Annotated in this window: 24 protein-coding genes; 6 read left to right on the top strand and 18 right to left on the bottom strand. The window is 70.2% G+C overall.

The features are described 5' to 3' along the window. Positions 1 to 262: 262 nt before the first annotated feature. Complete coding sequence (locus tag ACQPYZ_RS13345) at positions 263 to 1,357, bottom strand: glycerate kinase family protein (protein WP_433167918.1); 1,095 nt, start codon at positions 1,355 to 1,357, stop codon at positions 263 to 265. Positions 1,358 to 1,471: 114 nt separating this feature from the next. On the opposite strand from ACQPYZ_RS13345, the gene ACQPYZ_RS13340 reads away from it, so the two are divergent. After that, positions 1,472 to 1,873: a VOC family protein gene (locus ACQPYZ_RS13340; protein ID WP_433167916.1), complete on the top strand. Its 402-nt coding sequence runs from the start codon at positions 1,472 to 1,474 to the stop codon at positions 1,871 to 1,873. Positions 1,874 to 2,033: 160 nt separating this feature from the next. On the opposite strand, the gene ACQPYZ_RS13335 is transcribed toward ACQPYZ_RS13340, so the two are convergent. Further along, the gene (locus ACQPYZ_RS13335) at positions 2,034 to 2,609 is read right to left on the bottom strand and encodes a LacI family DNA-binding transcriptional regulator (protein WP_433167914.1); all 576 of its coding nucleotides are present in this window, start codon (positions 2,607 to 2,609) and stop codon (positions 2,034 to 2,036) included. Between the two features lie 102 nt (positions 2,610 to 2,711). On the opposite strand from ACQPYZ_RS13335, the gene ACQPYZ_RS13330 reads away from it, so the two are divergent. Then, positions 2,712 to 3,245, top strand: a complete 534-nt coding sequence (locus ACQPYZ_RS13330) for a CGNR zinc finger domain-containing protein (protein WP_433167912.1) — start codon at positions 2,712 to 2,714, stop codon at positions 3,243 to 3,245. 83 nt (positions 3,246 to 3,328) lie between these two features. Here the strand turns inward: ACQPYZ_RS13330 and ACQPYZ_RS13325 are convergent, their stop codons facing one another. The 8 genes from ACQPYZ_RS13325 to ACQPYZ_RS13290 all read right to left on the bottom strand — a co-directional run bounded on the left by ACQPYZ_RS13325 (position 3,329) and on the right by ACQPYZ_RS13290 (position 12,131). Then, the gene (locus ACQPYZ_RS13325) at positions 3,329 to 4,288 is read right to left on the bottom strand and encodes an SRPBCC family protein (RefSeq protein WP_433167910.1); all 960 of its coding nucleotides are present in this window, start codon (positions 4,286 to 4,288) and stop codon (positions 3,329 to 3,331) included. Next, entirely contained in the window at positions 4,285 to 5,139 is an 855-nt protein-coding gene (locus ACQPYZ_RS13320; RefSeq protein ID WP_433167908.1) for an FAD binding domain-containing protein, read from the bottom strand. The genes ACQPYZ_RS13325 and ACQPYZ_RS13320 overlap by 4 nt, the downstream gene beginning before the upstream one ends. Next, complete coding sequence (locus tag ACQPYZ_RS13315; protein WP_433167906.1) at positions 5,136 to 7,520, bottom strand: xanthine dehydrogenase family protein molybdopterin-binding subunit; 2,385 nt, start codon at positions 7,518 to 7,520, stop codon at positions 5,136 to 5,138. Before ACQPYZ_RS13315 ends, ACQPYZ_RS13320 begins: the two co-directional genes overlap by 4 nt. Then, positions 7,517 to 7,984: a (2Fe-2S)-binding protein gene (locus tag ACQPYZ_RS13310; RefSeq protein WP_433167904.1), complete on the bottom strand. Its 468-nt coding sequence runs from the start codon at positions 7,982 to 7,984 to the stop codon at positions 7,517 to 7,519. Before ACQPYZ_RS13310 ends, ACQPYZ_RS13315 begins: the two co-directional genes overlap by 4 nt. 297 nt (positions 7,985 to 8,281) lie before the next feature. After that, complete coding sequence (locus ACQPYZ_RS13305) at positions 8,282 to 9,475, bottom strand: XdhC family protein (protein WP_433167902.1); 1,194 nt, start codon at positions 9,473 to 9,475, stop codon at positions 8,282 to 8,284. Further along, positions 9,468 to 10,553, bottom strand: coding sequence for a vWA domain-containing protein (locus tag ACQPYZ_RS13300; protein WP_433167900.1), 1,086 nt, complete (start codon positions 10,551 to 10,553; stop codon positions 9,468 to 9,470). The genes ACQPYZ_RS13305 and ACQPYZ_RS13300 overlap by 8 nt, the downstream gene beginning before the upstream one ends. Positions 10,554 to 10,560: 7 nt before the next feature. Next, positions 10,561 to 11,472: an AAA family ATPase gene (locus ACQPYZ_RS13295; RefSeq protein WP_433167898.1), complete on the bottom strand. Its 912-nt coding sequence runs from the start codon at positions 11,470 to 11,472 to the stop codon at positions 10,561 to 10,563. Between the two features lie 38 nt (positions 11,473 to 11,510). Further along, positions 11,511 to 12,131: a nucleotidyltransferase family protein gene (locus ACQPYZ_RS13290; RefSeq protein WP_433167896.1), complete on the bottom strand. Its 621-nt coding sequence runs from the start codon at positions 12,129 to 12,131 to the stop codon at positions 11,511 to 11,513. 82 nt (positions 12,132 to 12,213) lie between these two features. On the opposite strand from ACQPYZ_RS13290, the gene nadA reads away from it, so the two are divergent. Next, positions 12,214 to 13,395 (top strand): quinolinate synthase NadA, encoded by a 1,182-nt coding sequence (gene nadA / locus ACQPYZ_RS13285; protein WP_433167894.1) that lies wholly within the window; start codon positions 12,214 to 12,216, stop codon positions 13,393 to 13,395. Positions 13,396 to 13,538: 143 nt separating this feature from the next. Here nadA and ACQPYZ_RS13280 read toward each other — a convergent pair whose 3' ends face one another. From ACQPYZ_RS13280 to ACQPYZ_RS13255, 6 genes are all read right to left on the bottom strand, one after another. After that, complete coding sequence (locus ACQPYZ_RS13280; protein ID WP_433167892.1) at positions 13,539 to 14,726, bottom strand: glycosyltransferase family 4 protein; 1,188 nt, start codon at positions 14,724 to 14,726, stop codon at positions 13,539 to 13,541. Then, the gene (locus ACQPYZ_RS13275) at positions 14,726 to 15,142 is read right to left on the bottom strand and encodes an adenylyltransferase/cytidyltransferase family protein (RefSeq protein ID WP_433167890.1); all 417 of its coding nucleotides are present in this window, start codon (positions 15,140 to 15,142) and stop codon (positions 14,726 to 14,728) included. The genes ACQPYZ_RS13280 and ACQPYZ_RS13275 overlap by 1 nt, the downstream gene beginning before the upstream one ends. Further along, positions 15,142 to 15,870: a CDP-alcohol phosphatidyltransferase family protein gene (locus ACQPYZ_RS13270; RefSeq protein ID WP_433167888.1), complete on the bottom strand. Its 729-nt coding sequence runs from the start codon at positions 15,868 to 15,870 to the stop codon at positions 15,142 to 15,144. The genes ACQPYZ_RS13275 and ACQPYZ_RS13270 overlap by 1 nt, the downstream gene beginning before the upstream one ends. A gap of 5 nt (positions 15,871 to 15,875) precedes the next feature. After that, positions 15,876 to 16,301, bottom strand: coding sequence for an adenylyltransferase/cytidyltransferase family protein (locus tag ACQPYZ_RS13265; protein WP_433167886.1), 426 nt, complete (start codon positions 16,299 to 16,301; stop codon positions 15,876 to 15,878). 196 nt (positions 16,302 to 16,497) lie between these two features. Continuing rightward, a complete protein-coding gene (locus tag ACQPYZ_RS13260; protein ID WP_433169678.1) occupies positions 16,498 to 17,703 on the bottom strand; it encodes a glycosyltransferase in 1,206 nt (401 codons plus the stop codon). 21 nt (positions 17,704 to 17,724) lie between these two features. Next, the gene (locus tag ACQPYZ_RS13255; RefSeq protein ID WP_433167884.1) at positions 17,725 to 18,162 is read right to left on the bottom strand and encodes a hypothetical protein; all 438 of its coding nucleotides are present in this window, start codon (positions 18,160 to 18,162) and stop codon (positions 17,725 to 17,727) included. Between ACQPYZ_RS13255 and ACQPYZ_RS13250 the strand changes: the two genes are divergently transcribed. After that, complete coding sequence (locus tag ACQPYZ_RS13250) at positions 18,155 to 19,501, top strand: right-handed parallel beta-helix repeat-containing protein (protein WP_433167882.1); 1,347 nt, start codon at positions 18,155 to 18,157, stop codon at positions 19,499 to 19,501. The genes ACQPYZ_RS13255 and ACQPYZ_RS13250 overlap by 8 nt on opposite strands. Positions 19,502 to 19,685: 184 nt before the next feature. After that, positions 19,686 to 21,272 (top strand): right-handed parallel beta-helix repeat-containing protein, encoded by a 1,587-nt coding sequence (locus ACQPYZ_RS13245; RefSeq protein WP_433167880.1) that lies wholly within the window; start codon positions 19,686 to 19,688, stop codon positions 21,270 to 21,272. Here the strand turns inward: ACQPYZ_RS13245 and ACQPYZ_RS13240 are convergent. Further along, positions 21,247 to 22,629 carry a mannitol dehydrogenase family protein gene (locus tag ACQPYZ_RS13240; RefSeq protein WP_433167878.1) on the bottom strand — a complete coding sequence of 461 codons (1,383 nt, stop codon included), beginning with the start codon at positions 22,627 to 22,629 and terminating at the stop codon, positions 21,247 to 21,249. The two genes, ACQPYZ_RS13245 and ACQPYZ_RS13240, sit on opposite strands and share 26 nt — an antisense overlap. 50 nt (positions 22,630 to 22,679) lie before the next feature. Continuing rightward, entirely contained in the window at positions 22,680 to 23,675 is a 996-nt protein-coding gene (locus tag ACQPYZ_RS13235) for a LacI family DNA-binding transcriptional regulator (RefSeq protein ID WP_433167876.1), read from the bottom strand. Between the two features lie 177 nt (positions 23,676 to 23,852). On the opposite strand from ACQPYZ_RS13235, the gene uxaC reads away from it, so the two are divergent. Beyond that, on the top strand, positions 23,853 to 25,259 hold the full coding sequence (gene uxaC, locus ACQPYZ_RS13230) for a glucuronate isomerase (RefSeq protein ID WP_433167874.1): 1,407 nt from the start codon (positions 23,853 to 23,855) through the stop codon (positions 25,257 to 25,259). Positions 25,260 to 25,334 lie beyond the last annotated feature (75 nt).

Genomic DNA, 25,334 nt, shown 5'->3' with positions numbered 1-25,334 from the left:
GGCCCCTCAGGCGACTCGCCGGCGGCTCGGGGGCAGGCGGCGACGGCTCGGGGGGAGGCGGACGACTGCCGGCAGGTCGGCGCGGCTCGGGCAGGTTGGCGCGGCTTGGGGCAGGCGAGCGACTCGCCGGTGACTCCGAGCAGGTTGGCGACAGCTCGGGGCAGGCGGGGCAACTCGCCGGCGACTCGGGGCAGGCGGGCGACTCGGCGGCGGCTCGGGGGCGGGCGGCGACCGCCGGTCGCGTTGCGGCGTACCAACGGGGTTATCGGGCCCAGGTTTTGGCGACGCGCTCGGCGACGGCGGCCAGGGAGCCGTGGGGGTCGGCGAAGGCCTGGGCCTCCCCCACCGCGTCGACCAGCGAGTACGCCGACTCGACGCCCATCGTGCGCATCTCCCGTCCGCCGATCAGGACCTTGCCGGCCAGTACGACGCACGGTCGCATCGCGTCGTTCGCCACCTTCGCGACACCGGCGACCACCTTGCCGTCACGCGACTGGAAATCGAAGGCACCTTCACCGCTGAGCACGAGATCGACCCGCGACGCCTTCTCCTTCAAACCGGTCAGGTCCGCGACCAGGTCGATGCCCGACACGCGTTCGGCGCCGAGGAGGAGCAAGGCGTACCCGAGTCCACCGGCCGCGCCCGCACCCTTCTTGTCCGCGGTCTTGCGGTCGGCGAGTTCGGCGAAGTGCGTCAGCCAGCCGTCGACCTCAGGTTTCCGATTGTCGACAATCCCCTTCTGGCTGCCGAAGACGTTGGTCGCGCCGCGCAGCCCGAGCATCGGGTTCTCCACGTCACTCGCGGCGACGAACTCGATCCCGGCCATCCGCTCCCGCGCCGGCTCCAGGTCGACCTCGGTCAGCGATGCGAGCCCGGCCGCGCCGGCGTCCAGGCTGCCACCGACGGCGGTCGCTCCGAGCGCGGCGAGCAGACCGGCCCCGGCGTCGTTCGTCCCGGATCCACCGAGTCCGAGGATGATCCGCTTGGCGCCGGCGTCGACCGCGGCGGCGAGCAGCTGACCGACGCCGTACGTCGTCGCGTCCTCGGGCCGGCGCTGCTTCGGCTCAACCAGGTGAAGGCCGCAGGCCTGCGCGGTCTCGACGTACGCCGTCTCGCCCGCGAGCAGGACCGTGGCCGGGGTGTCCTCGCCGAGCGGGCCGCGGACCGTCACCGAGAGCAGAGTGCCGTCGACGACGGACGAGAGTACGTCGATGAATCCGGGGCCACCGTCCGCCATCGGCGCGACCAGTACCTCCGCGCCGGGATCCCGCCGCCGCCAGCCTTCCTCGATCGCCGCCGCAGCCTCGACCGCTGTCAACGTCCCCGCGAACTTGTCCGGCGCAATAAGCACTCGCATGCCGACATCCTCTCCCACCTCGCTGCGCACACGCCGCTGGGCAGCCAGGTCGCGGACACCCGCTCCGGTCTAGTCCGTTGACTCGTCGGCACGAAGCATCGTTGGATCGTCGGCATGAAGACAATCCTCTTCGCCTACCGCGTGACCGACCTCGAACGATCGCTCGCCTTCTACCGGACCGTGGGCTACACCGAGCTCGGCACCGTGCCCCTCGGCGACGGGGGCAGCCTGGTGTGGCTGAAGCTTTCCGACGAGAAGTCGGTGTCGCTCGAACTGGTGCACCGGCCTGCCGACGGGAAGGTGGAGATCGGTGGCTTCGAGCACCTCGCGATCGAGGTCGAGTCGCTGAGCGAAACCATCAAGCGGCTCACCGAGGCCGGGCTCGAACCGGGGGCGGAGGAGCATCCGGCCGGTCCTGACGGGCCGAAGACCTCCTGGCTGATCGACCCCGACGGCTACCGCATCGAGCTGGTCGAGTGGCCCGCCGGCGGACCGCCCGAGTTCGAGGAGTCGTAACAGGCTCGCGGGAGCAGCGAACGGCCTAGCGGAAGCAGCGAACGGCCTGGCAGGAGCAGCAAGCGGCGTGGCAGGAGCAGCAAGCGGCGTGGCAGGAGCAGCAAGCGGCCTGGCGGGGGCAGCGGACGACCTGGCGGGAGGAGCGAGCGGCTTGGTCCGATCAGCACGTACTGGCGGGGCGCGGCTGGGCGGCGCGAGACACGCGGTCGAGTAGGAGGGCTACCGCTGTGTCGGCGACTGTCTTGGCGTCAGGTCGCGACGACGTCCCGAGCGGCACGCGGTCGTCGTGGATGAGGTCGGGACGACCGGGACCGAGGAGGACCAGCGGACGCGTCGGGGCTGGAACCGGCCCGGCCGAGGTCTCCGGCCACAGGAGGATGCCGTCGACCAGGCGGTCGCGGAGGCCGTCGAGGGCTTGGGCTTCCGCGGTGGGGTCGCCGTCGGTCTGGTCGATCAGGACGGCTACGCCGGTCTTCTTGGCGGCGCGGGCGACGGCTCCGGCCAAGGCGGCGAAGTACGGCGAGGTGAGGTCGGGGACGACCAGGGCGATGACGCCGCAGCGACCCTTGCGCAAGGAGCGGGCGCCGAGGTTGGGACGGTAGTCCAGGTCGGCGATCGCGGCCAGCACCTTGGCGCGCGTCTGCGGGGTGACGTGCGGGTAGTGGTTGATGACGTTGGAGACGGTCTTGACCGAGACGCCGGCCCGCCGGGCGACGTCCCGCATGCGCGCCGTCATCGGTCCTCCTGGGGCGTCACGGGATTCTTCGGTTCATCACGTTACGGTGCCGAGGTGGACTGCGCAACGCGATAACCCGGTTCAACGCGTTATGTTTGGCGCGTGCGAGTCCAGGTGGAGCCGATGCCGCTGGGAGCTCTGGTCGAGTTGGTCAACGGCTGGGGTGCCGAGCCGCGGCGCGCGGGAGCGAGGTCGTACGTGCCGCCGCTCGCGGACCACGTCGGCCGGGCCGGCCTCCCGGCTGCGGTGGCCGACTCGCTGACGGACGAGGACGTGGCCCGGTTCGCCGACACGGTCTTCGGGATCTTCGCCGCGGACGGTACGGCGGGTCGGGTCGCCGCGGTGTCCGGGCTGTTGTCGACAATCGACGTACGGCCGGATGTCGCGATGGCGGACGGCGTCGTACGGCGGACGTGGTGGACGGATCGGGACGACGCGCTGCTGGCCGCGGCGTTGCTGGCGCTGCGGGGGCAGTTGGCGGATGAGGAGCCGGGACGGTTGGGGATCTGTGTCGACGGTGGGTGTGCGGACATCTATGTCGACGGGTCGCCGGCGGGGCGGCGGCGGTTCTGCTCGGTGCAGTGTCAGAACCGGGCGCGGGCCGCGAAGTACCGTCGAGCCCGGCGCGGCGGCTGATGGGTCGATGGTGGAGTACGTCGGCTGCGGCGGTGCAGGGGTTGTGAGCGGCGGAGTATGTCGGGTGCGACGGTGCGGGAGTGTCAGCGGCGGAGCAGGCGGCGGAGGACGAGTGCGAGTGCTGCGCCGATGAGGTAGGGGCGGGCGCGGCGGGCCAAGGCCGGGATGAGCGCGGAGCCGAGGTCGAGGGATGACGTCACCGGCGGATCGGAAGCGGTGCTCGAGTTCTGCCCAGTAGGCGCAGTGCTCGCCGCGGGGGCGGTGGGCGTGGCGCTTGAGGTCGGCCCGGTAGGCGCAGTGCTCGACGCGGATGCGGTGGGCGTCGTGGATGCGGTAGGTGCGGTGGCCGCGGTGGGCGGCCCGGGTGTGTTCCCGGCGGTGGGCGCTGAGCCCGAGGCCGCCGCTGCGGATGCGCTGCCCGAGGTGAGTGCCGTGTCCGGGACCGGCGTGGTGGGCGCGCTACCAGAGGCAGGTTGGGTGCGGGCGCTGGGTGCGGATGGAGCGCTGCCGGAGGTGGGTGACGCGCCCGATGTCCCCGATGCAGCGGCGGACGGGGCGGTTGATGCTGTGGATTCGGCTGACGGTTCGGCCGCGGCTGGCGTGGTCAGGGTCGTGGTAAGGCAGGTGATGAACTGGGCGAGGAGTTGGTCGGAGACGTCCTGGATCAGCCCGCGGCCGAACGTCGCGGGACGGCCGGTGACGGTGAGGTCGGTGTCGACACTGACCGCGGTGGAGTCGGCCCCGGCGGACTCCAGCCGCGCGGTGACCCGGACGGACGCCGTGCTGTTTCCGCGACGGTCCTTGCCTTTGGCCTCGACCAAGGCGTGGTGGTCCGCCGGGTCGCGTTCGACGAAGGTGCCGGTGCCGGCGTACTGCAGCGACACCGGCCCGAGCTTCACCTTGCACGTCCCGGCGAAGTCGTCGCCGTCGTACGACGTCAGGGTGGCGCCGGGGAAACACGGCACCACCCGTTCGAGGTCGTTGAACGCGGCCCAGGCCTGCTCGACCGGTGCCGGTACGACGAACTTGTGCTCGAGCCTCATCCGGTACCTGCCGCGGCCAGCACCGCCCGCCGGGTCAGCACCGACGCCAGGTGCCGGCGGTACTCGGCGTCACCGTTGAGGTCGGTCACCGGGGATGTCCCGTCGGCCGCGCGGGCGGCGGCTTCGCGGACGGCCTCGGCGGTCGCCGGCCGGCCGATGAGCGAATCCTCCACGGCGTGCGCGCGGATCGGCGTCGAACCCATGTTGCTGAACGCGACCCGCGCTTCCGCGATCGAGTCGCCGTCCAGCCGGACCGCGGCGGCGACCGAGACGATCGGCCACCCCTGCGCGACCATGGTGAACTTCTCGTAGTGCGCGCCCCAGCCGGTGTACTTCGGCACCCGGATCTCGACCAGCAGTTCGTCGTCGGCGAGCGCCGTACTGAACACGCCCTGGAAGAAATCGCGTGCGCCGACGGTACGGCGACCGTCCGGGCCGGCGATCTCCATCGACGCGTCGAGCGCGACCGCGACCGCGGGCAGGTCGCCGGCCGGATCGGCGTGCGCGAGCGAGCCGCCGAACGTCCCGCGGTGGCGTACCTGCGGATCCGCGATCGTTGCCGCCGCCAACGAGATCAGCCGGGTGTGCTCGCCGATCAGCGGATCGGTCTGAACCGTGGTGTGCGCGGTCAGCGCACCGATCACCAGCGCGTCGCCGTCGTCGCGGACGCCGCGCAGTTCGTCGATCTTCCCAATGTCGACAATCGACTCAGGTGCCGCCAGCCGCAGCCGCAGTACCGGCAGGAGGCTCTGGCCGCCGGCCAGCACCTTGGCGTCGGTGTGCTCACGCAGTAACGACACCGCCTCGTCCACCGACGTCGGCGCGAAGTACTCGAAAGCCGCGGGAATCATGAGTCCGCCCTCCCCTGCAGTGCCTTCCAGACTCGGTACGGCGTACACGGCATCGGCACCTCAGACACCCCGAGGTGGCGGACCGCGTCGATAACCGCGTTCACCACGGCCGGCGTCGAGGCGATCGTGCCCGCCTCGCCGACACCCTTCACCCCTAGCTGGTTCGTCGTCGCCGGCGTCTCGGTCCGCTCGGTGACGAACCGCGGCAGGTCGGGCGGCGACGGGACCAGGTACTGGTCGAAGGAGCCGGTCACCAAGGTGCCGGCCTCGTCGTAGACGGCTTCCTCGTACAACGCCTGGGCGATCCCCTGTGCCAGGCCGCCGTGGACCTGACCCTCGACGATGAGTGGATTGACGACAATCCCAATGTCGTCAACGCTCACGTAGGACCGGATCTTCGTCGCGCCCGTCTCGGTGTCGACCTCGACCGCACACAGGTGCGTGCCGTGCGGGAACGAGAAGTCGTCCGGCTCGAGCGTCGCGTCCGCGTCCAGCGACCGCTCCGCGCCGCCGTCCAGCTTGTGCCCCTGGAAGACCGCGAACGCCAACTCGCCCATCGACATCCCGGACTCGGTGCCACGGACACCGAACCGGCCGGCGGAGAACTCGAGATCGTCCGCGTTCGCCTCGAGCAGGTGCGCCGCGATCGGCTTCGCCTTCTCGATCACCTTGTCGGCCGCGGCGAGCACCGCCATCCCGCCGACGGCGAGTGACCGCGAGCCGTACGTGTCGAGTCCGCGGCCGGCGACCTGCGTGTCACCGTGCAGCACCTCGACGTCCTCGAACGCGACCCCCAGTCGATCGGCGACCAGCTGACTCCACGCCGTCTCGTGCCCCTGCCCGTGCGGACTCGTCCCGGTGATCACCTCGACCTTCCCGGTCGGCAGCATCCGGACCGTCGCGTGCTCCCAGCCGCCACCGACGTACCCCATCGAGCCGAGCCAGCGCGACGGCGCCAGCCCGCACATCTCGGTGTACGTCGAGACGCCGATGCCGAGCTGGACCGAGTCGCCGGACTCCCGGCGCTTGCGTTGCTCGGCGCGCAGGTCGTCGTACCCGAAGAGCTCCTTGGCCTTCGACGTCGCGGCCTCGTAGTTGCCGGAGTCGTAGCGCAGCCCGGAGACCGTCGGAAACGGGAACTCCTCGTGCTTGATCCAGTTCCGCTCGCGGATCTCGAGTGGGTCGACGCCGAGGTGCGCGGCGAGCTCGTCCATCATCCGCTCGATCGCGAACGTCGCCTCCGGCCGGCCGGCGCCGCGGTACGCGTCGGTCCAGGCCTTGTTGGTGAAGACGTTCGTGCAACTCAGCCGGTACGACGGGAACTTGTAGATGCCGTTGTACATCAGGGCGCCGAGGATCGGCACGCCCGCCGAGACCAGCCCGAGGTACGCGCCCATGTCGGCGAGCAGGTCGACCTTCAGCCCGGTGACGTTGCCGTCGCGGTCCGCGGACAACGTGACCTTCTGCCACTGGTCGCGGCCGTGGTGCGCCGCCATCAGCGACTCCGACCGCGATTCCGTGTACTTACAGGGCTTTCCGGTACGACGGGCCGCGATGACCGTCAGCACCTCCTCCGGGGTGAACTGCAGCTTGCCGCCGAAGCCACCGCCGACGTCGGGCGCGATCACGCGGATCTTGTGCTCGGGGATGCCGAGGACCAGGGAGGTGAAGATCTTGACGAAGTGCGGCACCTGGGTCGAGTCCCACACGGTCAATTGTTCGCTGGTCGGATCGACGACAATCGACCGCGGCTCCATGAACGACGGGATCAGTCGCTGCTGGCGGAACTCGCGTTCGATCACGATGCCGCCGTCGCGGGCCGCCGCGATCGCGGCCTCGACGTCACCGCCGTGGCCGGCTTCGGCCGAGTCGTACACGAACGTCGCCGACACGTTGGTGCCGAGGTCGGGATGCGCGAGCACCTCGTCGGCCGCGGCCGCCTTCAGGTCGAGCGCGGCCGGGAGCTCCTCGTAGTCCACGTCGACCAGGTCGGCGCCGTCGTGCGCCTCGGCCGCGGACCGGGCGACCACCACGGCGACGATCTCGCCGGCGAAGTTCACCGTGTCGACGGCGACCGAGGGGTGGTTAGGCTGCTTCTGCTCCGGCGTCGCCGTCCACGCGAACGGCAGTCCGCCTTGTTCTTCGGCCAGGTCGGCCCCGGTCAGTACGGCGACCACGCCGGACGACGCCCGTGCTGCCTCGGTGTCAACACCGGTGATCCGCGCGTGCGCGAACGGGCTGCGGACCATCGCGAGGTGCAGCATGCCGGGCAGGACGACGTTGTCGGTCCACTTGGTGCGGCCGGTGATCAGCCGGGCGTCCTCCTTGCGCCGGCGCGGGTTGCCGATCTCGGCGGCCGGGCGTTCTTCGGTCGCGGTCATCGGTCACCTCCGGCGGCGGCGGCCTGTACGGCGCGGACGATGTTCTGGTAGCCGGTGCAGCGGCACAGGTTGCCCTCGAGACCGTGCCGGATCTCGTCCTCGCTCGGATTCGGATTGTCGGCAATCAGATCGAGCGATTGCAGAATCATCCCCGGCGTGCAGTAACCGCACTGCAGGGCGTGGTTCTCGTGGAACGCCTGCTGCATCGGATGCAGTTGCCCGTTGGTCGCGAGGCCCTCGATCGTGGTGATCTCGTGCCCGTCGGCCTGGACCGCGAGCAGCGAGCACGACTTCACGCTCTTCCCGTCGAGGTGGACCGTGCACGACCCGCAGTTGCCGGTGTCGCAGCCGATCACTGTCCCCGTCTTCCCCAGTTGCTCGCGCAGGTAGTGCACGAGCAGCGTGCGCGGCTCCACGTCGTCCGTGTAGCTGCTTCCGTCGACTTGCACCGTGATACGGCTCATCGCCCCGCCTCCAGAGGTAAACACCCACCTGCCCCGATCCTGCTCCCGTGTGATCTTCACCACAAGACATCGAACCACTTTCAACCAGCCGCGCTGGCGGGGCGACGACGAGTTGGCGGAGTCGGGGGTGGGTGGGTACGGCGATCGGGCGGCGCCCGCGGTCGGGGGTCCGGTGGTCCGTGCTGGGCGAATCTGTGGCGGGTGCAGTTGGTGGTGGCAGGTCGTGGTGGGTGGGCGGATGGTGGGCCCGGTCCGTGGTCGGCGCGGCTGGTGTTGCTTGGGTCGGTGGTGGCGGGGTCAGTGGTGGATGGGGCCGGGTTGGGTGGTGAGGCGGGTGCCGGCGCCGCCCCAGTGGAGGGCGATGATCTCGGCGGCGATGCTGACCGCGGTCTCCTCGGGAGTGCGGGCGCCGAGGTCCAGGCCGATCGGGCTGGCGAGGCGGCCGATCTCCGCGTCGGTGAGGCCGGCTTCGCGGAGGCGTTTGACCCGGTCGTCGTGCGTACGGCGCGAACCCATCGCACCGATGTAGGCGAGCTCAGGCAGCCGGAGTGCGACCTCGAGGAGCGGTACGTCGAACTTCGGGTCGTGCGTGAGCACGCAGATGACCGTCCTACCGTCGATGCGCCCGGCCGCCGCCTCTGCCGCGAGGTACCGGTGCGGCCAGTCGACGATCACCTCGTCCGCGGACGGGAACCGCGAGGCCGTCGCGAAGACACCCCGTGCGTCGCACACCGTGACCCGGTAGCCGAGGAACCCGCCGAGCTTCGCCACCGCGGCCGCGAAGTCGATCGCGCCGAACACCAGCATCCGCGGCACCGGCGCGTACGACGACACGAACACCCGCATCCCTTCGCCCTGCCGCTGCCCGTCCGGCCCGTACTCCAACGTCTCCGTCCGGCCGGCCGCCAACAATCCACGCGCATCGTCCGCCACCGCATCATCCGCCCGCGCCGACCCCAGACTCCCCACAGCTCCGACCGAAGCCCCACCATCCGGGGACAGCGCCGGTCCGGCGCTGTCCACGGACGCCTGGCCTTCCGGCTGGCCGTTCGGGAGGGGGCGGACCACGAGGCGGCGGCCCATGCGTGTCGGGTCGGGGTGGGCGACGACCGTGGCTACGGCGACCGGGCGGCCGGCGGTGATGTCGGCGGCGACCTCGCCGAGCCACGGGTACGACGTACGGTCGACGCGCTCGACGAAGATGTCGATGATGCCGCCGCACGTGAGGCCGACTGCGAACGCCGACTCGTCGCTGACGCCGTACCGCTGGAGGGTCGGCTCGCCGGAGTCCAGGATCTCCTCGCCGAGTTGGTAGACGGCGCCCTCGACGCACCCGCCGGATACGCTGCCGACCGCCTCGCCACCGGGTCCGACGAGCATCACTGCGCCGGGTGGACGCGGCGCCGACTCGAACGTCGCCACGACGGTGCCCACGGCAACCGACTCCCCCGCGCTCCACCACTCCACCAGCCGCTCGAGCACATCACGCATCGGCCACCACCTCCAGGAGGTCCGCGAAGCTGGCCAGGCTGTGGCCTGCGACGAGGTTGTCGACGTGGGGCAGTACGGCGACGATCCCCGCCTGCACCGGCAGGTATCCGGGCTTGCCGCGATGTGGGTTCAGCCAGACGACCCGATGTGCCAGTCCGGCCAGCCGCTCCAGCTGTGCGCCGAGCAGCGACGCGTCCCCGCGCTCCCACCCGTCACTGCACACCACCACGACCGCTCGCCGCGCAGTGCCGCGCTGACCCCACCGATCCAGAAACACCTTGAGCACTTCACCCAGACGCGTACCGCCAGACCAGTCGGGTACGACGTCGCCCGCCAACCGCAACGCGAACTCGGCATCGCGGTGCCGCATCGCCGGAGTCACCCGCGTGAGCCGAGTGCCGATCGTGAAGACCTCCACCGACCGTGGTGCGGCCCGGACCAGCGTGTGCGCGAGTCGCAGCAGGCTGTCGGCGTACGGACGCATCGAGCCGGACACATCCACGAGCAGTACGACGCGACGCGGCCGAGTGCCGTGGCGGCGGTACAGCACCCGCGCCGGCTCGCCCACCTGCCGTAGCTGGGCTCGGAGCGTCCGCCACGGGTCGATGTCGCCTCGGTGCGACGGGCGGCGGCGCGACGTACGACGTACCGGGACACGGGGCCGGAGTGTGCCGAACAGCCTGGCCAGCTCGGCCCGGTCCCGAGCGGACAGCTCGGCGACGTCACGGTGGCGCAGCACTTCCGTCGTACTCGCGGAGACGTTCACCGCGCGGTCGCTCTCGTCGCCGGTCCCGCTGTCGCCCAGCGCGGCCTGCACACTCGTCGACGTCGTACGGCGGATAGCGCGACCGGACCGCTGACCGGCGAACCACGCCTCGAATACCTCGTCGTAGCGCGCAGTGTCGTCCGGACCGCTGCACAAAGCGGCGCGACCGGCCCAGTAGACGTCAGCCGTGGCAGAGGCGTCCAGCGCGGCGACCGCCCGGAGGAAGAGGTGGACGCGGTCGGCGGTGACAGCCAGACCAGCGTGCCGGAGTGCAGATGCGAAACCGGCCAAGGCGAGGTCTGGTGCGGTCATAGGAGTCTCAGCTCGCCAGTAGCCGGTCCAGCGACTCACGGACCCGGTCCGTGTCTTCGCGGTACTTCAGCACCGCTCCCAGCGTCGCAGCTGCCGTCTCGACGTTGAGCGTGTCGGTGCCGAGTGCATCAAGCGCCCGGGCCCAGTCGAGCGTCTCGGCGACACCTGGCGGCTTGAGCAGGTCCAGGTCGCGCATGCGCTGCACCGAACGCGCTACCTGCTCAGCCAGGCGCTGCGACACCTCCGGCAGTCGGGTGCGGACGATCTCGACCTCGCGCGCCAGACCGGGGTGGTCGATCCAGTGGTAGAGGCAGCGGCGCTTCAACGCGTCGTGGACCTCGCGGGTGCGGTTGGACGTGAGTACGACGACCGGCGGCTCCTTCGCGGTGATGGTGCCGAACTCCGGGATCGTCACCTCGTACGTCGACAGCACTTCGAGCAGGAACGCCTCGAACTCGTCGTCCGCCCGGTCGATCTCGTCCACGAGCAGCACGGCCGGACTCTCCCGAAGCGCCCGCAACACCGGCCGGGCCAACAGGAACCGCTCGTCGAACAGAGACCTTTCGACCTCCTCGAGCAAACCTGCAGCCCCTGGGTCAGGAGCGCCGGAGTCGGGCGAGACCGGTCGGGTGGCTTCGATGGTTCGGAGGTGGAGGATCTGGCGGGGGAAGTCCCAGTCGTAGAGCGCCTGGGTCGCATCGATGCCTTCGTAGCACTGGAGGCGGATCAACTGGAGGCCGAGGGCCTCGGCGATGGCTGCGGCGAGGCTGGTCTTGCCGGTGCCGGGTTCGCCTTCGAGGAGCAGCGGGCGGTGGAGCGCGAGCGCGAGGTAGCCGACCGTGGCCAGGCCGTCGTCGGCGAGGTACCCGGTTCCGCGCAGACGCCCGGCGAGCTCTGCCGCGGAGCCGACGGCGTTCATCTGCCCAGGATCACCCGGTGCGCCCGGGTTGCCAAGGCTCAGCCGATCCGATGCCCGTCCGGCAGGTCGTCCACCGTGTCCACGTCCCGCCCGTCCGCGAGATCCCCACACTCGACCTCCACCGGCGGATGCTCCGCGAAGTACGCTCGCGCGCCCTGATCCCCCACCGCCGCCGCGATCACTCCGTCCCAGTGATCACGCCCGAGTACGACGGGATGCCCAGGCCGCCCGCCGTACGTCGCCCGCACCAAGGCCGACCGGTCTGCCCGAGCAGCCACCCGACGCAGCACGTCCGGCGTGAGACCCGGGACATCGACAGGCACGACTAGAGCGACGGCGATGCCGGCGCCGTGATCGGGAGAAGGCAGCGGCACGTCGTGCTCAGAGGCGAGGGCGTGCAGACCGGCTCGGAGGGAGGCGCCCATGCCCTCCGCCCAGTCGGTTGCCTCGACTACCTCGACAGGCTCCGCCGCGAGTTCCGCCCGGACCCGATCAGCGGATGCTCCGACTACGACGACCAGAGGCGAGCAGCCGGCGGACCGGAGCAAGCGGCCGGCCAGCACGACCCACGGAACGCCGGCCGCGTCGCGGACCAGGGCCTTCGGGGTGCCCAGGCGGCGGCCGGCGCCGGCGGCCAGGAGCAGGCCTGCGATCTTCACTCTCGGAGAGTATCGATTTCACAGTCTGGGCAGTGAGGTGTACCACGCGGTCGTGGGCGCGCGACGTGGCACGATGTTTGACGTGACGACTACTGCGGACGGCCCGAAGGCTCTTCCTCTGCTGTTCCTGGGACAGAACACCGACCCTCACTCGGAGCGGGGCGTCGAGTGCCCGGGAGCGCTGCCGCCGGCGTCCGACCCGGACCTGGTCGAGCGGGCGCTCAAGGCGAAGGCGGCGCTCGGCGACCAGGTGTTCGTGCTCGGTCACCACTACCAGCGCGACGAGGTGATCCAGTTCGCCGACGTCACCGGTGACTCGTTCAAGCTCGCCCGGGACGCGGCGGCCCGGCCGGACGCGCCGTACATCGTCTTCTGCGGTGTGCACTTCATGGCCGAGTCCGCCGACATCCTGACCAACGACGGGCAGACGGTGATCCTGCCCGACCTGGCCGCCGGGTGCTCGATGGCCGACATGGCCCGGATCCAGCAGGTCGAGGCGGCCTGGGACGCGCTCGCCGACGCGGGTGTCGCCGACGTGACCGTGCCGGTGACGTACATGAACTCGAGCGCCGACATCAAGGCCTTCTGCGGCCGCAACGGCGGTGCCGTCTGTACGTCGAGCAACGCCGACACCGCGCTCGAGTGGGCGTTCGAGCAGGGCGAGAAGGTGCTGTTCCTGCCCGACCAGCACCTCGGCCGGAACACCGCCGTACTGAAGATGGGCATGAGCCTCGACGACTGCGTGGTGTACGACCCGCACAAGCCGGGCGGTGGGCTGACCCGCGAGCAGCTCGCGGCCGCGAAGATGATTCTGTGGCGTGGGCACTGCTCGGTACACGGCCGGTTCACCGCCGCGTCGGTCGACGACGTACGGGCGCGCATCCCTGACGTCAACGTGATCGTGCACCCCGAGTGCCGGCACGACGTCGTCACGAAGGCGGATCTGGTCGGGTCGACGGAGTACATCATCGACACCCTCGCGAGCGCCGAGCCCGGTACGTCGTGGGCGGTCGGCACCGAGCTGAACCTGGTCCAGCGGCTGGCCAAGCAGCACCCCGACAAGAGCATCGTCTTCCTGGACAAGGCGGTCTGCTACTGCGCCACCATGAACCGGATCGACCTGCCGCACTTCGTCTGGGCGCTGGAGAACCTGGTCGCCGGCCACGTCGTCAACCCGATCAAGGTCGACGCCGACACCGAGAAGTACGCCAAGCTCGCCCTCGACCGCATGCTCGCCCTCCCCGGCAAAACCGCCCGCGACTAACCGCTGGTTAACCCGTCAAATGCGACCCACCGCCCCGCTGGTCAACCCATCAAATGCGGGGTTATCCACCGTGAACACGGGTGGAGAACCCACAAACTCATGGGTTAACCAGCGAAATGGGGGTCGGTCAGTCGATCAGTCGATCAGGAGGAGACGCGGGCCGGGGCGTACCAGGTGGCGAGGAGGTCGGGGAGGCGGTCGGGGCCCCAGCGGTCCACCGGCGTGATCCGGCCCCGCAGGGACGCGAGCCCGCGCGCGAGCTCACCCGCCACGTCACCTCGCCACGACACGACCACGCCTTCCTCCGGACCGACGATGACGGCCGGACCACCCCGCCCGACGCACACCACCGGACATCCGGAGGCGAGTGCCTCGGTGACCGCCCACCCGGCGGCCTCCCGCAACGCCGGAGCCAGCAGCGCGTCGGCGCGGAACATCGCCGCCAGCACGTCCTCCCGCGGCAACTGCCCCATGAACTCGACCCGATCGCGCACCCCGAGCTCCTCGGCGAGCCGCTCGGCGCGTCCCCAGTCCGGGCCGTCGCCGATGATCCGGAGCTCCCAGTTCGACGCCTCCGGCCGGGCCAGCGCGCTGATCCCGAGCAGCACGCCCTTCCACGGGATCAACCGCCCGACGAACAGCGCGGTCTTGATGCCCGGGGCACCGAACGGCTCGTACGGTCCCGACGCGGTGAACCGGCGGATCGCCACGTTCGGCTGCACCACGATCTCCCGGGCGTACGGGCGGAACGCCTCGGCCACATCGTTGTTCTGGGCAACCATCAGGTCGGCCCGCTGGGCCAGCTTCCGTCCGGTAAGCTGCCGCCGTACGCCGGTGTACGCGCGCCGCACCAACTCGGCGACCAGGCCCCGCGGACCCAGCCAGTGCGTCATCGACAGCGGCGCGGTGGTCGACCCGCCGACCGGGCCCCAGATCACCTTCGCGGACGACTCCTCCACCACGCCCGCCGACATCCAGTCGACCGCGAACGTCAGGTGATGGATCACGTCGAACGAGTGCTCCGCGTGCAGCCGCCGGGCCGTCCGTCCGGCCAGCCGCTGCCACAGCGGGTAGTACCAGTACACGTCCGCCGGCCGTCGCCGCAGCCTCAGCACCCACGCCGGCAGCTCCAGCGGTACGACGGTCAGCGACGGAACCGGCCGGATCGCCAGCTCCTCGGCGATCTCGTGCGCGAACTTGCCACGCGTCAGCAGCCAGACGTCGTGGTCGCGCGCGGCCGCCTTCGCCCAGGCCCAGCCCGCACCCGGCTCCGATCCGCCCTTCGGCCGGCACGCGTACGCGCTGAGCAGGACCTTCGGCCGGGTCGACATCAGCCCATCCCCTCCAGCAGCCTGCGCAGGTCGGTGCTCGAGGTGGAGGCGGTGTACGGGAAGTAGTGCACGCTCGCGCCGACCTCCCCGAGCAGTCTCTCCAGTCTCGTCCCCTTCTCGGTGCCCTTCCAGTCGTCACCTTTGAACAGGACGTCGTACCGGAGCTGCTTCCACATCTCGAACTTGTCGCTGGACCAGTCGCTGACCACCTCGTCGACCAGGCCGAGGGCCCGGACGACCTCCATCCGCTCGTCGTGCGGGACGACCGGTGGGCGGCCCTTGATCCGGGCGACCACGTCGTCCTCGACCACGCCGGCGATCAGGTGGTCGCAGTGCTCGCGGGCGCGGCGCAGGATGTTCAGGTGCCCGATGTGGAACATGTCGTACACGCCCGGCGCGTACCCGACGGTCCCCATCAGCCGCGCACCGCCGGCACCAGCGTGGCCATCTCCCGGTACCACTTCGCGATCGCCGCCGTAAGGAACAACAGGTTGGCCGCGAGCAAGGCGCCGTACAGGACGATGAACAGCGACGGGGTGCCGAAGGTCAGGAAGGCCAGGCACAGGACGCCGTAGTCGGTCGGTGCGATCAGCAACGACTTCACCACGGAATCGCCGCGTTCGTTGGGCTTCTGGGCCGCGCCGTGCCGCCGGCGGAGCTGGTCGATCAGGATCAGCCCGAAGAACAGCACCGACGACATGCACACGTAGCCGAGCGGGATCAGCAGGAGCGCCTCGTTGCTGAAGGCATCGAACCGGTAGAACGAGATCAGTACGGCGCTGTGCAGCAGGACGATCTTGACCGCGTCGATCATGTGGTCGAGCCACTCCCCGAGCGGCGAGCCGCCACCGCGCAGCCGGGCCAGCTGACCGTCCGCGGAGTCGAGCCCGTAGCCGAGCACGAGCAGCGCGGTCACCGCGAGCGCGAGCGACAACGACGGCCGCACGGTCGCGACCAGCACGATCCCGGCCAGCGAGCAGAAGCCGGACGCGAGGCTCACCTGGTTCGGCGTACGGCGTCCGAGAAAGGCCGCGGCCGCGAACACCCGGCCGATCCGGCGGTTCACGAAGCGCGAATACGCCGGTGTCCCCGCGGACGGCTTCTGCGCACGCGACAACTCGCCGACGACGTCTCGCAGTGACACCGCGCTCATGCCACCGAGCTGCGTGACTGCCGCTGGTCGATCGCGGCGCGCAGGATCGGGCTGCGGGAACCGCGACCGGCCGGCAGGACACTGACCAGCTCGCGCGGAATCCCGTCGAGCTCGTCCACGCCCAGCACACCGTCGGTCCCACCGGCAGCGAACACGGTCTGTACCCCCAGTACGCCGGTCAGCCACTCAGGCCGCACGCCGTCCACCACGACCACCTCGTCGACACAGCGCAGGTGCTCGAGGATCTGCGCCCGCTCGACCAGCGGCACGAACGGCCGCGCACCCCAGGCGTCGTACGCCCAGTCGTCGGTCAGCACCCCCACCACCAGCCGGTCGCAGGCCTGCCGGGCCTGTCCGAGCACGTCGAGATGCCCGACGTGGAACAGGTCGAAGACCCCGGCCAGAAATCCTGTACGCGACAAACCGCCATCCCCCAGCAAACGATCGTTCCCCACGTGACCCCGCACGCCCTCGCCGACCTTATACCGTCGGCCGTTCAGCGCGCGTTCCCGGGCAGTTTCCCGACCGCTTACCTGGCCGCTGTCCAGGCCACTGCCCGCGCCGCTGCCCTCGCGGCGGTCGGGGCCGCTCTCCTGGGCGCTCACCTCAGCTCCACCGTCATGCGCCACGGCCCGCCCGGCGTCCCCGGCGGGTCCGCCCGCCGTCCGCGTGCCGGGCGATCGCATCGGTGTAGATCCTCTCCGTGGCCGCGAGGTCGCGCTCCGGGGTGAAGCGGTCGAGGTAAACCTGTCGGGCTCGTTCGCCGAAGGCTATCGAAGTGACGGGATCGCCGACCAACCCGAGCGCCTTCCGCAGCCCTTCCGGATCGCCTGGCTCGGTCAGCGCGCCGGTCTCGCCGTCGTCGACCAGCTCCGCCAGCGCACCCAGCCGGGACGCGACCACGGGGACCCCGTGCGCGAACGCCTCCACCACCACGAGTCCGAAGGTCTCATACGAACGCGCCGGTACGACGGCGACGCGCGCGGACCGCAGTACCTCCATGCCCTCGGCCCACGGTAGTTGACCTTTCACCTGGATCGACGGATCGGACGCCGCCCGCCTCTCCGCCTCGGCCCGCAGCGGACCGTCGCCCACCACGACCAGCCTGCCGAGGGACGAGTCCCAGGCCCGGAGCAGGTCCGCGAACCCCTTGTCCTCCTCGAGCCGGCCGAGGAACACCACCGCATCGCCAGGCCCCTGACGGACCGCGCCGGAGTGCGGCACCGCGTGCGGCTTCACCACGATCCGGTCCGGGTCGAAGCCGTGGGCGGCGTACCGCCCGGCGACGAACTCCGACGGCACGACGAACGTGGTCACGTACTTCTGCCACGTGCCGAGCGTGTGGTGTACGCCGATGCTCGTCGCCAACGGCAACGTCTGCACCCGCGACCCGCGATAGCAACCGTGCCGTACGCCGGCCAACGGAAGCCGGCCGACGCAGGACTCGCACGGGCGCCCGTCGCGCTGCAGCACCGCGTTGGCACACATCAGCCGGAAGTTGTGCAGGGTCGCCACCACCGGAAGGTCCAGCCGGTACGCCGCTCGCAGCACCGACGCACTGAACAGCGGGAAAGTGTTGTGGACGTGCACCACGTCCGGCCGCTGCTCCTGCAATAGATGTGTTAAATCGCGTTCGGCCGAAAATGACCAGACGGAGCGGACCGGTAACAGTGCGCGATCTTTCCGGCTCATCCCGGCGATATCGTCGCTGTTTCGCACGTAGAGGTCGATCTCATGTCCTGAGTTACCCAGCAAATCAACCGTTTGCGCGACAACCGTGTTCTCGCCACTGGGTTGACCCGTCCGGTAACGGTTGTGCAACATGGCGACCCGCATGGCACTACCTTAAGTCTCGCGGTGGCTACACCTGGTTCCGAGGACTTCCCGGGCCACGTGGTGCGCGCCGCTCACCCCGGAGGGTGCATTGAGGAAGTTGTGGTTCGCAGCGCTTATCGCGGCTGCGCTCGCCGTTGTTACAGTCGCGCTTCCGGTCATCGCCAACCAGACAAACGCGACAGACGCCGCGAAGTCACGCGACGTCGGTGACCCGGCGACCTCGGGTGTCCTCCCGTCCCACCGCACGACCTCCAAGGCGCCCGCGGCCACCGTTCCACCGTCGGCCCCCGCCACCTCCGCGCCCTCGAAGAAGCCGGCCTCGACGCCCTCCCCCAAGCCGAAGCCGACCACCGCGCCGACGACCACCACGAAGGCCCCGACCGTCCCCACGGCGGACGAGGCCGACGCGGGCCCCGCCTTCGCCGGCCCCTGCAGCGGTGTGGTCATCAAGCCCGGCCAGGACGCGCAGTCGATCGTGAACTCCAAGCCGGCCGGAACGACGTTCTGCTTCGCGGCCGGTCTGCACCGGATCTCCGAGACGATCCGGCCGAAGGCGGACACCACGCTGGCCAGCGACGAGCGCGCCGTACTGACCGGCTCCGTTCCGCTGACCGGCTGGGCCAGGTCCGGCTCGGCCTGGGTGGTGCGTGGCGCGCTCCCGGCGGCGTACGGCGCGAGCGGGCAGTGTGAGGACAACCAGGCGAACATCTGCCACCTGCGGGAGCAGGTCTTCGTCGACGGCGACCACCTGACCAGGGTCGCGAGCCTGTCGGCGGTCAAGGCCGGCACCTTCTACGCCGACTACGGGGCCAACGCGATCTACCTCGGCTCGAACCCCACCGGCCGTCAGGTCGAGATGTCGAAGACGCGGACCGCGATCGAGTCCGGCTCCACCGGCGTGGTCGTCCGCGGCCTCACCATCGAGCACTTCGCCAGCGCCCCGCAGGCCGGCGCGCTGGTCTCCGGCCCGGGCTGGAAGGTCACCGCCAACGACGTCCGCTGGAACCACGCGGTCGGCGTGATGCTGGTGAAGGCGAACAACACCCGGGTCGAGAAGAACCTGATCCGCAACAACGGCCAGCTCGGCCTCGGCCAGTACGCGTCGGCCGCGGCCACGGTGAGCCGCAACGTGATCACCGGCAACAACACCGACGGCTTCTGGATCGCCGACTGGGAGTCCGGCGGCATCAAGTCGACCCGGTCGTCCGGCACGGTCAGCGGCAACCTGATCCAGAACAACTTGGGTGTCGGCATGTGGGCCGACGTCGCCGACGACGGCCGGGTGATCAGCTCGAACCGGATCATCGGCAACGCCGCGGACGGGATCCGGTACGAGATCAGCCGCAACGGCACGATCGAGAACAACACCATCACCGGCAACGGCCTCGGCACCGGCCGCGGCTCGGGTACGTCGCTGTGGGACGGCGGCGGCGTCAACATCAACACCTCGACCAACGTGACCGTCCGGAACAACGTTGTCGCCGGCAACGTGAACGGGGTCACCATCCAGTCGCGGACTCGCGGTTCGGGGCCGTGGGGCACCTACCTGCTGCGCGACGTCCAGGTCACCGGGAACACCATCGAGATGACCGGCGGCAGCCAGGCCACCGGCATGGTGAAGAACTCCGGCGCCGAGGTGCCGGCCGGCGAGGTCGTGTTCAGCGGCAACAAGTACGTGCTGGACGCGCTCGGCGCGCAGCGGTTCTCCCGCTTCGGCACCAAGCTGACCGCGGCCGGCTGGCAGCAGGCCGGACTCGACGCCCTGGGCAAGTTCCTCGCGAACTAGGCCTGTCTGGGAATTCAGACATGCCCTCGGCCCTTTGCCCGGTCGCGGCACAATCGATTGCCGGATGCAACAGAAAGTGCCGCTGAAAGTGTTGCATTAGCTACCTGAAGTAGTAATCTGCTGTGCGAAGCCGCGCCATGGGGGGTGCGCTCAGGACCCACCTGTGCCCCCGGAGGCTCCGCACATGAAGGCATTCACCGCCACTGTCGCGATCGTTGCAGCAGGCACCTTCACGGTCGCCACGAACATCCTGCCCGCACACGGCTCACCCGTCCTGGACGAGCCCGGGGATCAGCCCGGCCTGATCGCCGAGCTGTTCCCGGACGACGCGCCGCCGACGCCCACGCCACCCGCCGTACCGACTGGCGACTTGCAGGCCGGTCCCACCTACGCACCGGCCTGCTCGGGCACCACGATCTCGCCGGGTCAGGACGCCGCGAAGCTCGTCGAGGACGCCCCGAACGGTACGACGTTCTGCTTCGGTGCCGGTCTGCACCGGATCGGCGAAACCATCCGCCCGAAGCCGAACCAGGTGCTGGCCAGCGACCGGGGCGCCGTACTGACCGGATCGATCAGGTTGACCAAGTGGTCCGCGACGAACGGCGACTGGGTCACGACCGGCGTGCTGCCGCCGCCGTACGGGCAAACCGGGCAGTGCGAGGACAACGTCGCGAATATCTGCTACCTGCGGGAGCAGGTCTTCCTGGACGGGAAGCACCTGACCCGGGTGGCCCACCGCGACAAGGTTGCTCCCGGCACCTTCTACGCCGACTACACCGCGAACGCCGTCTACCTCGGGGACAACCCGGCCGGCCGGGCGGTGGAGATGTCGAAGACCCAGCAGGCCATCCAGTCGAGCGCGAACAACGTCACCGTGCGAGGACTGACGATCGAGCACTTCGCCACCGCACCGCAGGGTGGGGCGATCCAGCTCGGGCTGGGCTGGAAGGTGTTCGCCAACGACATCCGTTGGAACCACGCGGTCGGCGCGATGCTGGTGAACGCCGACGGCGCCGTACTCGAGAAGAACCTGATCCACCACAACGGTCAGCTCGGCGTCGGGCAGTACAGCACGTTGAACGGCACCATCGCGGCCAACGAGGTGAGCCACAACAACACCGACGGGTTCTGGATCGCCGACTGGGAGTCCGGCGGCATCAAGACCACGTGGTCCAACGGCGGCTGGGTCACCGGCAACCTGATCAAGGCGAACCGCGGCGTCGGGCTGTGGAGTGACGCGTACGACGACGGCCGCACGTTCAACGCCAACCAGATCGTCGACAACGCGGCCGACGGGATCCGCTACGAGATCGGCCGCAACGGCACGATCGCGGACAACGTGATCACCGGCAACGGCCTCGGCACCGGCCGCGGCTCCGGTACGTCGCTGTGGGACGGCGGCGGGATCAACGTGAACACGTCGTCGAACGTCCAGGTCCGCGACAATGTGGTCGCCGACAACGTGAACGGCATCTCGATCCAGTCCCGGACCCGTGGTTCCGGTCCGTGGGGGCTGAACGTGCTCCGCGACGTCGTTGTCTCCGGCAACCAGGTGACCATGAAGGGCGGCACCACCGCGACCGGCATGGTGCAGAACTCCGGCGCCGTCATCCCGGTCGGCGAGGTGACGCTGAAGGGCAACTCCTACATCCTGGACAGCCTGACCGCGGAACGCTTCCAGAAGACCGGCGAGTGGTACACCGCCACCGAGTGGCGCCAAGCCGGCCAAGACACCGGCAGCACCTTCACCACTCGCCGCTCAACCGGCTGACGTGATCGATCAGGAGATCTCGGAAGACCTGTGAGTCGCGGAGGTCCGGGGTGAAGATGGACTCGACCGCGAGGAGTGCGTCGACGACGGCGGTTGGGGTCGAGGCGCCGGCTACGGCTGACGTGAGGCGGTCCGCCTGGGGGTCGTCGACGTTCGGGGTCTTCAGCACGTAGGTCATCCAGGCCGCGACCGCCAACGAGATGATCCGCGGCTCGGCGCCGGCGGCCAGGCGGTCGCGGACGGTGCCGAGCATCCGCACCGGCAGTTTGACGGAGCCGTCCATGGCGACCTGGGTCGTCCGGTGCTTCAACGCCGGGTTCGCGAACCGCTCGAGCACGGTGGCGCCGTACTCGGTCAGATCCAGACCGTCCGGCGGGCTCAGGGTGGGAACCACGTCGTCGGCCATCAGCGCGCGAGCGAGCGACGAGAGCTCCTCGTCGCGGACCGCTTCGGCGATCGTTTCGTAGCCACGCAGTGCCCCGAGGTACGCGAGCATCGAGTGCGTTGCGTTCAGCATCCGGAGTTTCGCCTGCTCCCACGGCGCGACGTCCGGAGTGAGGACGGCGCCACCCTGCTCCCACGCCGGGCGGTCGCCGGCGAAGTCGTCCTCGATCACCCACTGCAGGAACGGCTCCGCGACCACTACCGCCTCGTCCCGTACGCCGAGCAGCCGGGCGGCCTCCTCCCGGTCCGCGTCCGTGGTCGCCGGCACGATCCGGTCGACCATGCTGGCCGGGAAGCGGGTCGCGTCGAACACGTCCGGCACCTTGCCGAGCGCATCGAAGTACTCTGCGACCAGAGTGCGCAGGAAGGGGCCGTTGGCCACCAGGTTGTCGCACGACACGATCGTCAGCGGCTCGACCCGGCGCGCGATCGCGGCGGCCAACTGGCCGACAACGGTCCGCGGCGGTCGGCCGGTCAGGTCAGCCTGGATCTCCGCGTCGTCGAGGTCGAGCCCGTCACCCCTGGCGCGGTAGCCCTTCTCGGTCACCGTCAGCGTGACCACCGACACCGCCGGATCGGCGATCCGCGCGACCACGGCCTCCGGGTCCTCAGGAGCGGTCAGTACGTCGCGGATGCTGCCGATCACCTGGATCGACGGATCCCCGAGCCCGCGCTCGAGAACGGAGTACAGAGCGTCCTGTGGGGCGAGTTGGCCGCGGACGGTCGCCGAACGCTGACTCACCCCGGCGATCCCCCACCGTGTGTCTCCGGTGGCCACGGCGGCCCGCTCGGTGACGACGGCCTGGTGGGCTCGGTGGAACGCACCCAGCCCGAGGTGGACGACGCCGACCGACAGCTGTCGAGGATCCACCGCAGGGGCGACGGGAAGGTTGGTGAGACTCAGCCTGCTCACGTGACGGCGCCTTTCGTCCGGAGGGTTCGAGGGCAACGAGTTGCGGATGGTCAGGGAGGCGGTGCGGGGCCGGTCGACTCGCGCACGATCAGCTCGCCGTGCAGCGTGGCGAAGGCGCGGATGGCATTGTCCGGTTCCGGGTCGCGGAGGACGGTCAGCAGCAACTCCACCGCGATCCGGCCGGCCTGCTGCTTCGGCAGCCTGACCGTGGTCAGCGCGGGTCTGGCCATCCGGGACATCGCGATGTCGTCGACGCCGACCACGCTCAGCTCGCCGGGCACCGAGATCCCGCGCGCGTGCAGCCGGGCCAGCAGCCCGATCGCGACCAGGTCGTTGTAGGTGATCACCGCGGTCGCCCCGGTGGCGACGACCTGATCCGCGGCCGCCATACCGCCTTCGTACGTCGGGGCGAAGCTGCCGACCTCGGCCAACTCGGCTCCGTGAGCGTGGACGGCGTCGCTGAGGCCGAGGCTGCGGTGCCGCGTCGACCACGACATGTCCGGGCCACCGACCCACGCGATCGTGCGGTGGCCGAGCGCCACGAGGTGAGCGACCGCCTGGCGCATCCCGGACTCGTTGTCGTAGACGACACCGGCAACGCCTTCTTCCCGGCGATTGACCAGCACGACGTGCGTCTCCTGGGCGATCGCGGACAGCTCGGCGTCACTGGCCCGCGATGAGCACAGGATCAGCCCGTCGACCTGCTTGGCCAGCGCCCGTACCAAGCCGGCCTCGGCGGCCGCGTCCTCGTCGGTGTCCGCGACGAAGACCGCCACGTCGTCCCGGCGGGCGCGGGCCTGGACGCCCTTGGCGACACTGGCGAAGAACGGGTTGGCGAGATCGGGCACGACCAGCCCGATGTTGCCGGTGCGGCCGGTGATCAGGCCGCGGGCCGCACGGTTCGGCAGGTAGCCGAGCTGCTCGACCGCGGCCGCGACCCGGACGCGGGTGGCGGAGTTGACCATCGACGGCATCGACAGCGCGCGGGACACCGTGGACGGCGACACGCCCGCCAGCCGGGCCACATCACGGATCGTCGCGGGCATCGTCACCTCCCTACGGTCAGGAAGCAGTCTGCAATCGGTTGCAATTCTGTGTCAAGGCGACAGCTCACGTCGGTGACATGCGGAGGAAATCGCCTTGTGGACAAGGAGTTGCGTCCGGCAGCGACGGCTGCAATCCTTTTCATCAGCCGTTGCAGCCGACCCCTCCCGGAGGATCCCATGCCGAAGGCCCTGCAGCCTCATCCGGACCGCGCCCTGCCCGCCGGCGAGGCCCGCGACGTCGCCCGGCGGATCCACGCGTCGACAAAGGATCTGCCACTGCTCTGCCTGCACGGGCACGTGGACATCTCGCTGTTCGCCACCGACGCTCCATTCGGGGATCCGGCGGAGCTGCTGGTGGTTCCGGACCACTACGTCACCCGCATGCTGATCTCGCAGGGCGTCTCCCCCGAGCGGCTCGGCCTCCCCCGTCGCGACGGTTCCCCGGCCGCCGACCCGCGGGACGTCTGGCGCGAGTTCTGCGCCAACTGGCATCTCTTCCTGGCCACCCCGAGCCGATACTGGCTGGAGCACGAGTTCGCGGAGGTCCTCGGGGTCACCACGCACCCGTCGGCCGAGACCGCGGACGAGCTGTACGACCAGATCACCGCGCGACTCGCCGAGCCCGACTTCCGCCCGCGCGCGCTGCTCGACCGGTTCAAGATCGAGCTCATCTCGACCACGGACGCCGCGACCGACGACCTCGCCCAGCACGCGAAGGTCGCCGCGGATCTCCCCGGTCGGGTGGTCCCGACCTTCCGGCCGGACGCCGTCGTCCACGTGAACCGTCCGGACTGGCGTGACCTCATCCAGCAGCTCGGCGCGCTGGCCGACGTCGACACCTCGACGTACGACGGTTATCTGCAAGCGCTCCGGCAGCGGCGGCAGGCGTTCGTCGAGGCGGGTGCTCGGGCGACCGACCACGGGCACCTGAGCGCGGCGGCGATCCCGCTGTCCGATGCGGAGGCGGCGCGGATCTATGCGAGTGCGTTGGCGGGCGAGGTGTCCGCGGTGGACGCGAGCGCGTTCGCCGGGCACATGCTCTACCAGTCCGCGGTGATGTCGGCCGACGACGGCCTGGTGATGCAGTTGCACCCCGGCGTACTGCGGGACCACGATCCGGCGATCCACTCGACGTACGGGCCGGACCAGGGGCACGACATCCCGGTCGCGGCCGAGTTCACCCGGTCGCTGCAGCCGTTGCTCGAGCGCTTCGGGCACGCGGACGGTTTCCGGATGGTGCTGTTCACCGTGGACGAGACGGTCTACTCCCGGGAGCTCGCGCCGCTGGCCGGGGTGTACTCCGCGGTCCGCCTCGGTGCACCGTGGTGGTTCCTCGACAGCCCTGACGGGATGCGTCGCTTCCGCGAGCTCGTCACGGAGACGGCCGGGTTCTACAACACCTCCGGGTTCGTCGACGACACCCGCGCGTACCTGTCGATCCCGGCGCGGCACGACCTCGCCCGGCGGATCGACGCCGGCTACCTGGCCAACCTGGTCGTCCAGCACCGCCTCGACGAGGACGACGCGTTCCAGGTCGCGCAGGACCTCGCGTACAACCTCGCCCGGGACACCTACCTCAGCTGACCGATCACCCTCTCGGGCGGGTAGTCTCCGGCAGATCCGTCCGCTCGAGAGGAATGGTCGTCGGCTGTGGTTGGG

This window comes from Kribbella sp. CA-247076 (assembly GCF_050942445.1).
Classification (GTDB): domain Bacteria; phylum Actinomycetota; class Actinomycetes; order Propionibacteriales; family Kribbellaceae; genus Kribbella.
Note: the sequence above shows the minus strand (reverse complement) of the source record. Positions and strands in the feature narration are given on the sequence as shown.

What these genes read in the sequence shown, in the direction of transcription:
- ACQPYZ_RS13345 (WP_433167918.1), bottom strand. Translation starts at nt 1,357, where the DNA reads ATGCGAGTGCTTATTGCGCCGGACAAGTTCGCGGGGACGTTGACAGCG.
- ACQPYZ_RS13340 (WP_433167916.1), top strand. Translation starts at nt 1,472, where the DNA reads ATGAAGACAATCCTCTTCGCCTACCGCGTGACCGACCTCGAACGATCG.
- ACQPYZ_RS13335 (WP_433167914.1), bottom strand. Translation starts at nt 2,609, where the DNA reads ATGACGGCGCGCATGCGGGACGTCGCCCGGCGGGCCGGCGTCTCGGTC.
- ACQPYZ_RS13325 (WP_433167910.1), bottom strand. Translation starts at nt 4,288, where the DNA reads ATGAGGCTCGAGCACAAGTTCGTCGTACCGGCACCGGTCGAGCAGGCC.
- ACQPYZ_RS13320 (WP_433167908.1), bottom strand. Translation starts at nt 5,139, where the DNA reads ATGATTCCCGCGGCTTTCGAGTACTTCGCGCCGACGTCGGTGGACGAG.
- ACQPYZ_RS13315 (WP_433167906.1), bottom strand. Translation starts at nt 7,520, where the DNA reads ATGACCGCGACCGAAGAACGCCCGGCCGCCGAGATCGGCAACCCGCGC.
- ACQPYZ_RS13310 (WP_433167904.1), bottom strand. Translation starts at nt 7,984, where the DNA reads ATGAGCCGTATCACGGTGCAAGTCGACGGAAGCAGCTACACGGACGAC.
- ACQPYZ_RS13305 (WP_433167902.1), bottom strand. Translation starts at nt 9,475, where the DNA reads ATGCGTGATGTGCTCGAGCGGCTGGTGGAGTGGTGGAGCGCGGGGGAG.
- ACQPYZ_RS13300 (WP_433167900.1), bottom strand. Translation starts at nt 10,553, where the DNA reads ATGACCGCACCAGACCTCGCCTTGGCCGGTTTCGCATCTGCACTCCGG.
- ACQPYZ_RS13295 (WP_433167898.1), bottom strand. Translation starts at nt 11,472, where the DNA reads ATGAACGCCGTCGGCTCCGCGGCAGAGCTCGCCGGGCGTCTGCGCGGA.
- ACQPYZ_RS13280 (WP_433167892.1), bottom strand. Translation starts at nt 14,726, where the DNA reads ATGTCGACCCGGCCGAAGGTCCTGCTCAGCGCGTACGCGTGCCGGCCG.
- ACQPYZ_RS13275 (WP_433167890.1), bottom strand. Translation starts at nt 15,142, where the DNA reads ATGGGGACCGTCGGGTACGCGCCGGGCGTGTACGACATGTTCCACATC.
- ACQPYZ_RS13260 (WP_433169678.1), bottom strand. Translation starts at nt 17,703, where the DNA reads ATGTTGCACAACCGTTACCGGACGGGTCAACCCAGTGGCGAGAACACG.
- ACQPYZ_RS13255 (WP_433167884.1), bottom strand. Translation starts at nt 18,162, where the DNA reads ATGACCACACCGCTGCAGGGGCCGGCGAAGGCGGGGCCCGCGTCGGCC.
- ACQPYZ_RS13245 (WP_433167880.1), top strand. Translation starts at nt 19,686, where the DNA reads ATGAAGGCATTCACCGCCACTGTCGCGATCGTTGCAGCAGGCACCTTC.
- ACQPYZ_RS13235 (WP_433167876.1), bottom strand. Translation starts at nt 23,675, where the DNA reads ATGCCCGCGACGATCCGTGATGTGGCCCGGCTGGCGGGCGTGTCGCCG.
- uxaC (WP_433167874.1), top strand. Translation starts at nt 23,853, where the DNA reads ATGCCGAAGGCCCTGCAGCCTCATCCGGACCGCGCCCTGCCCGCCGGC.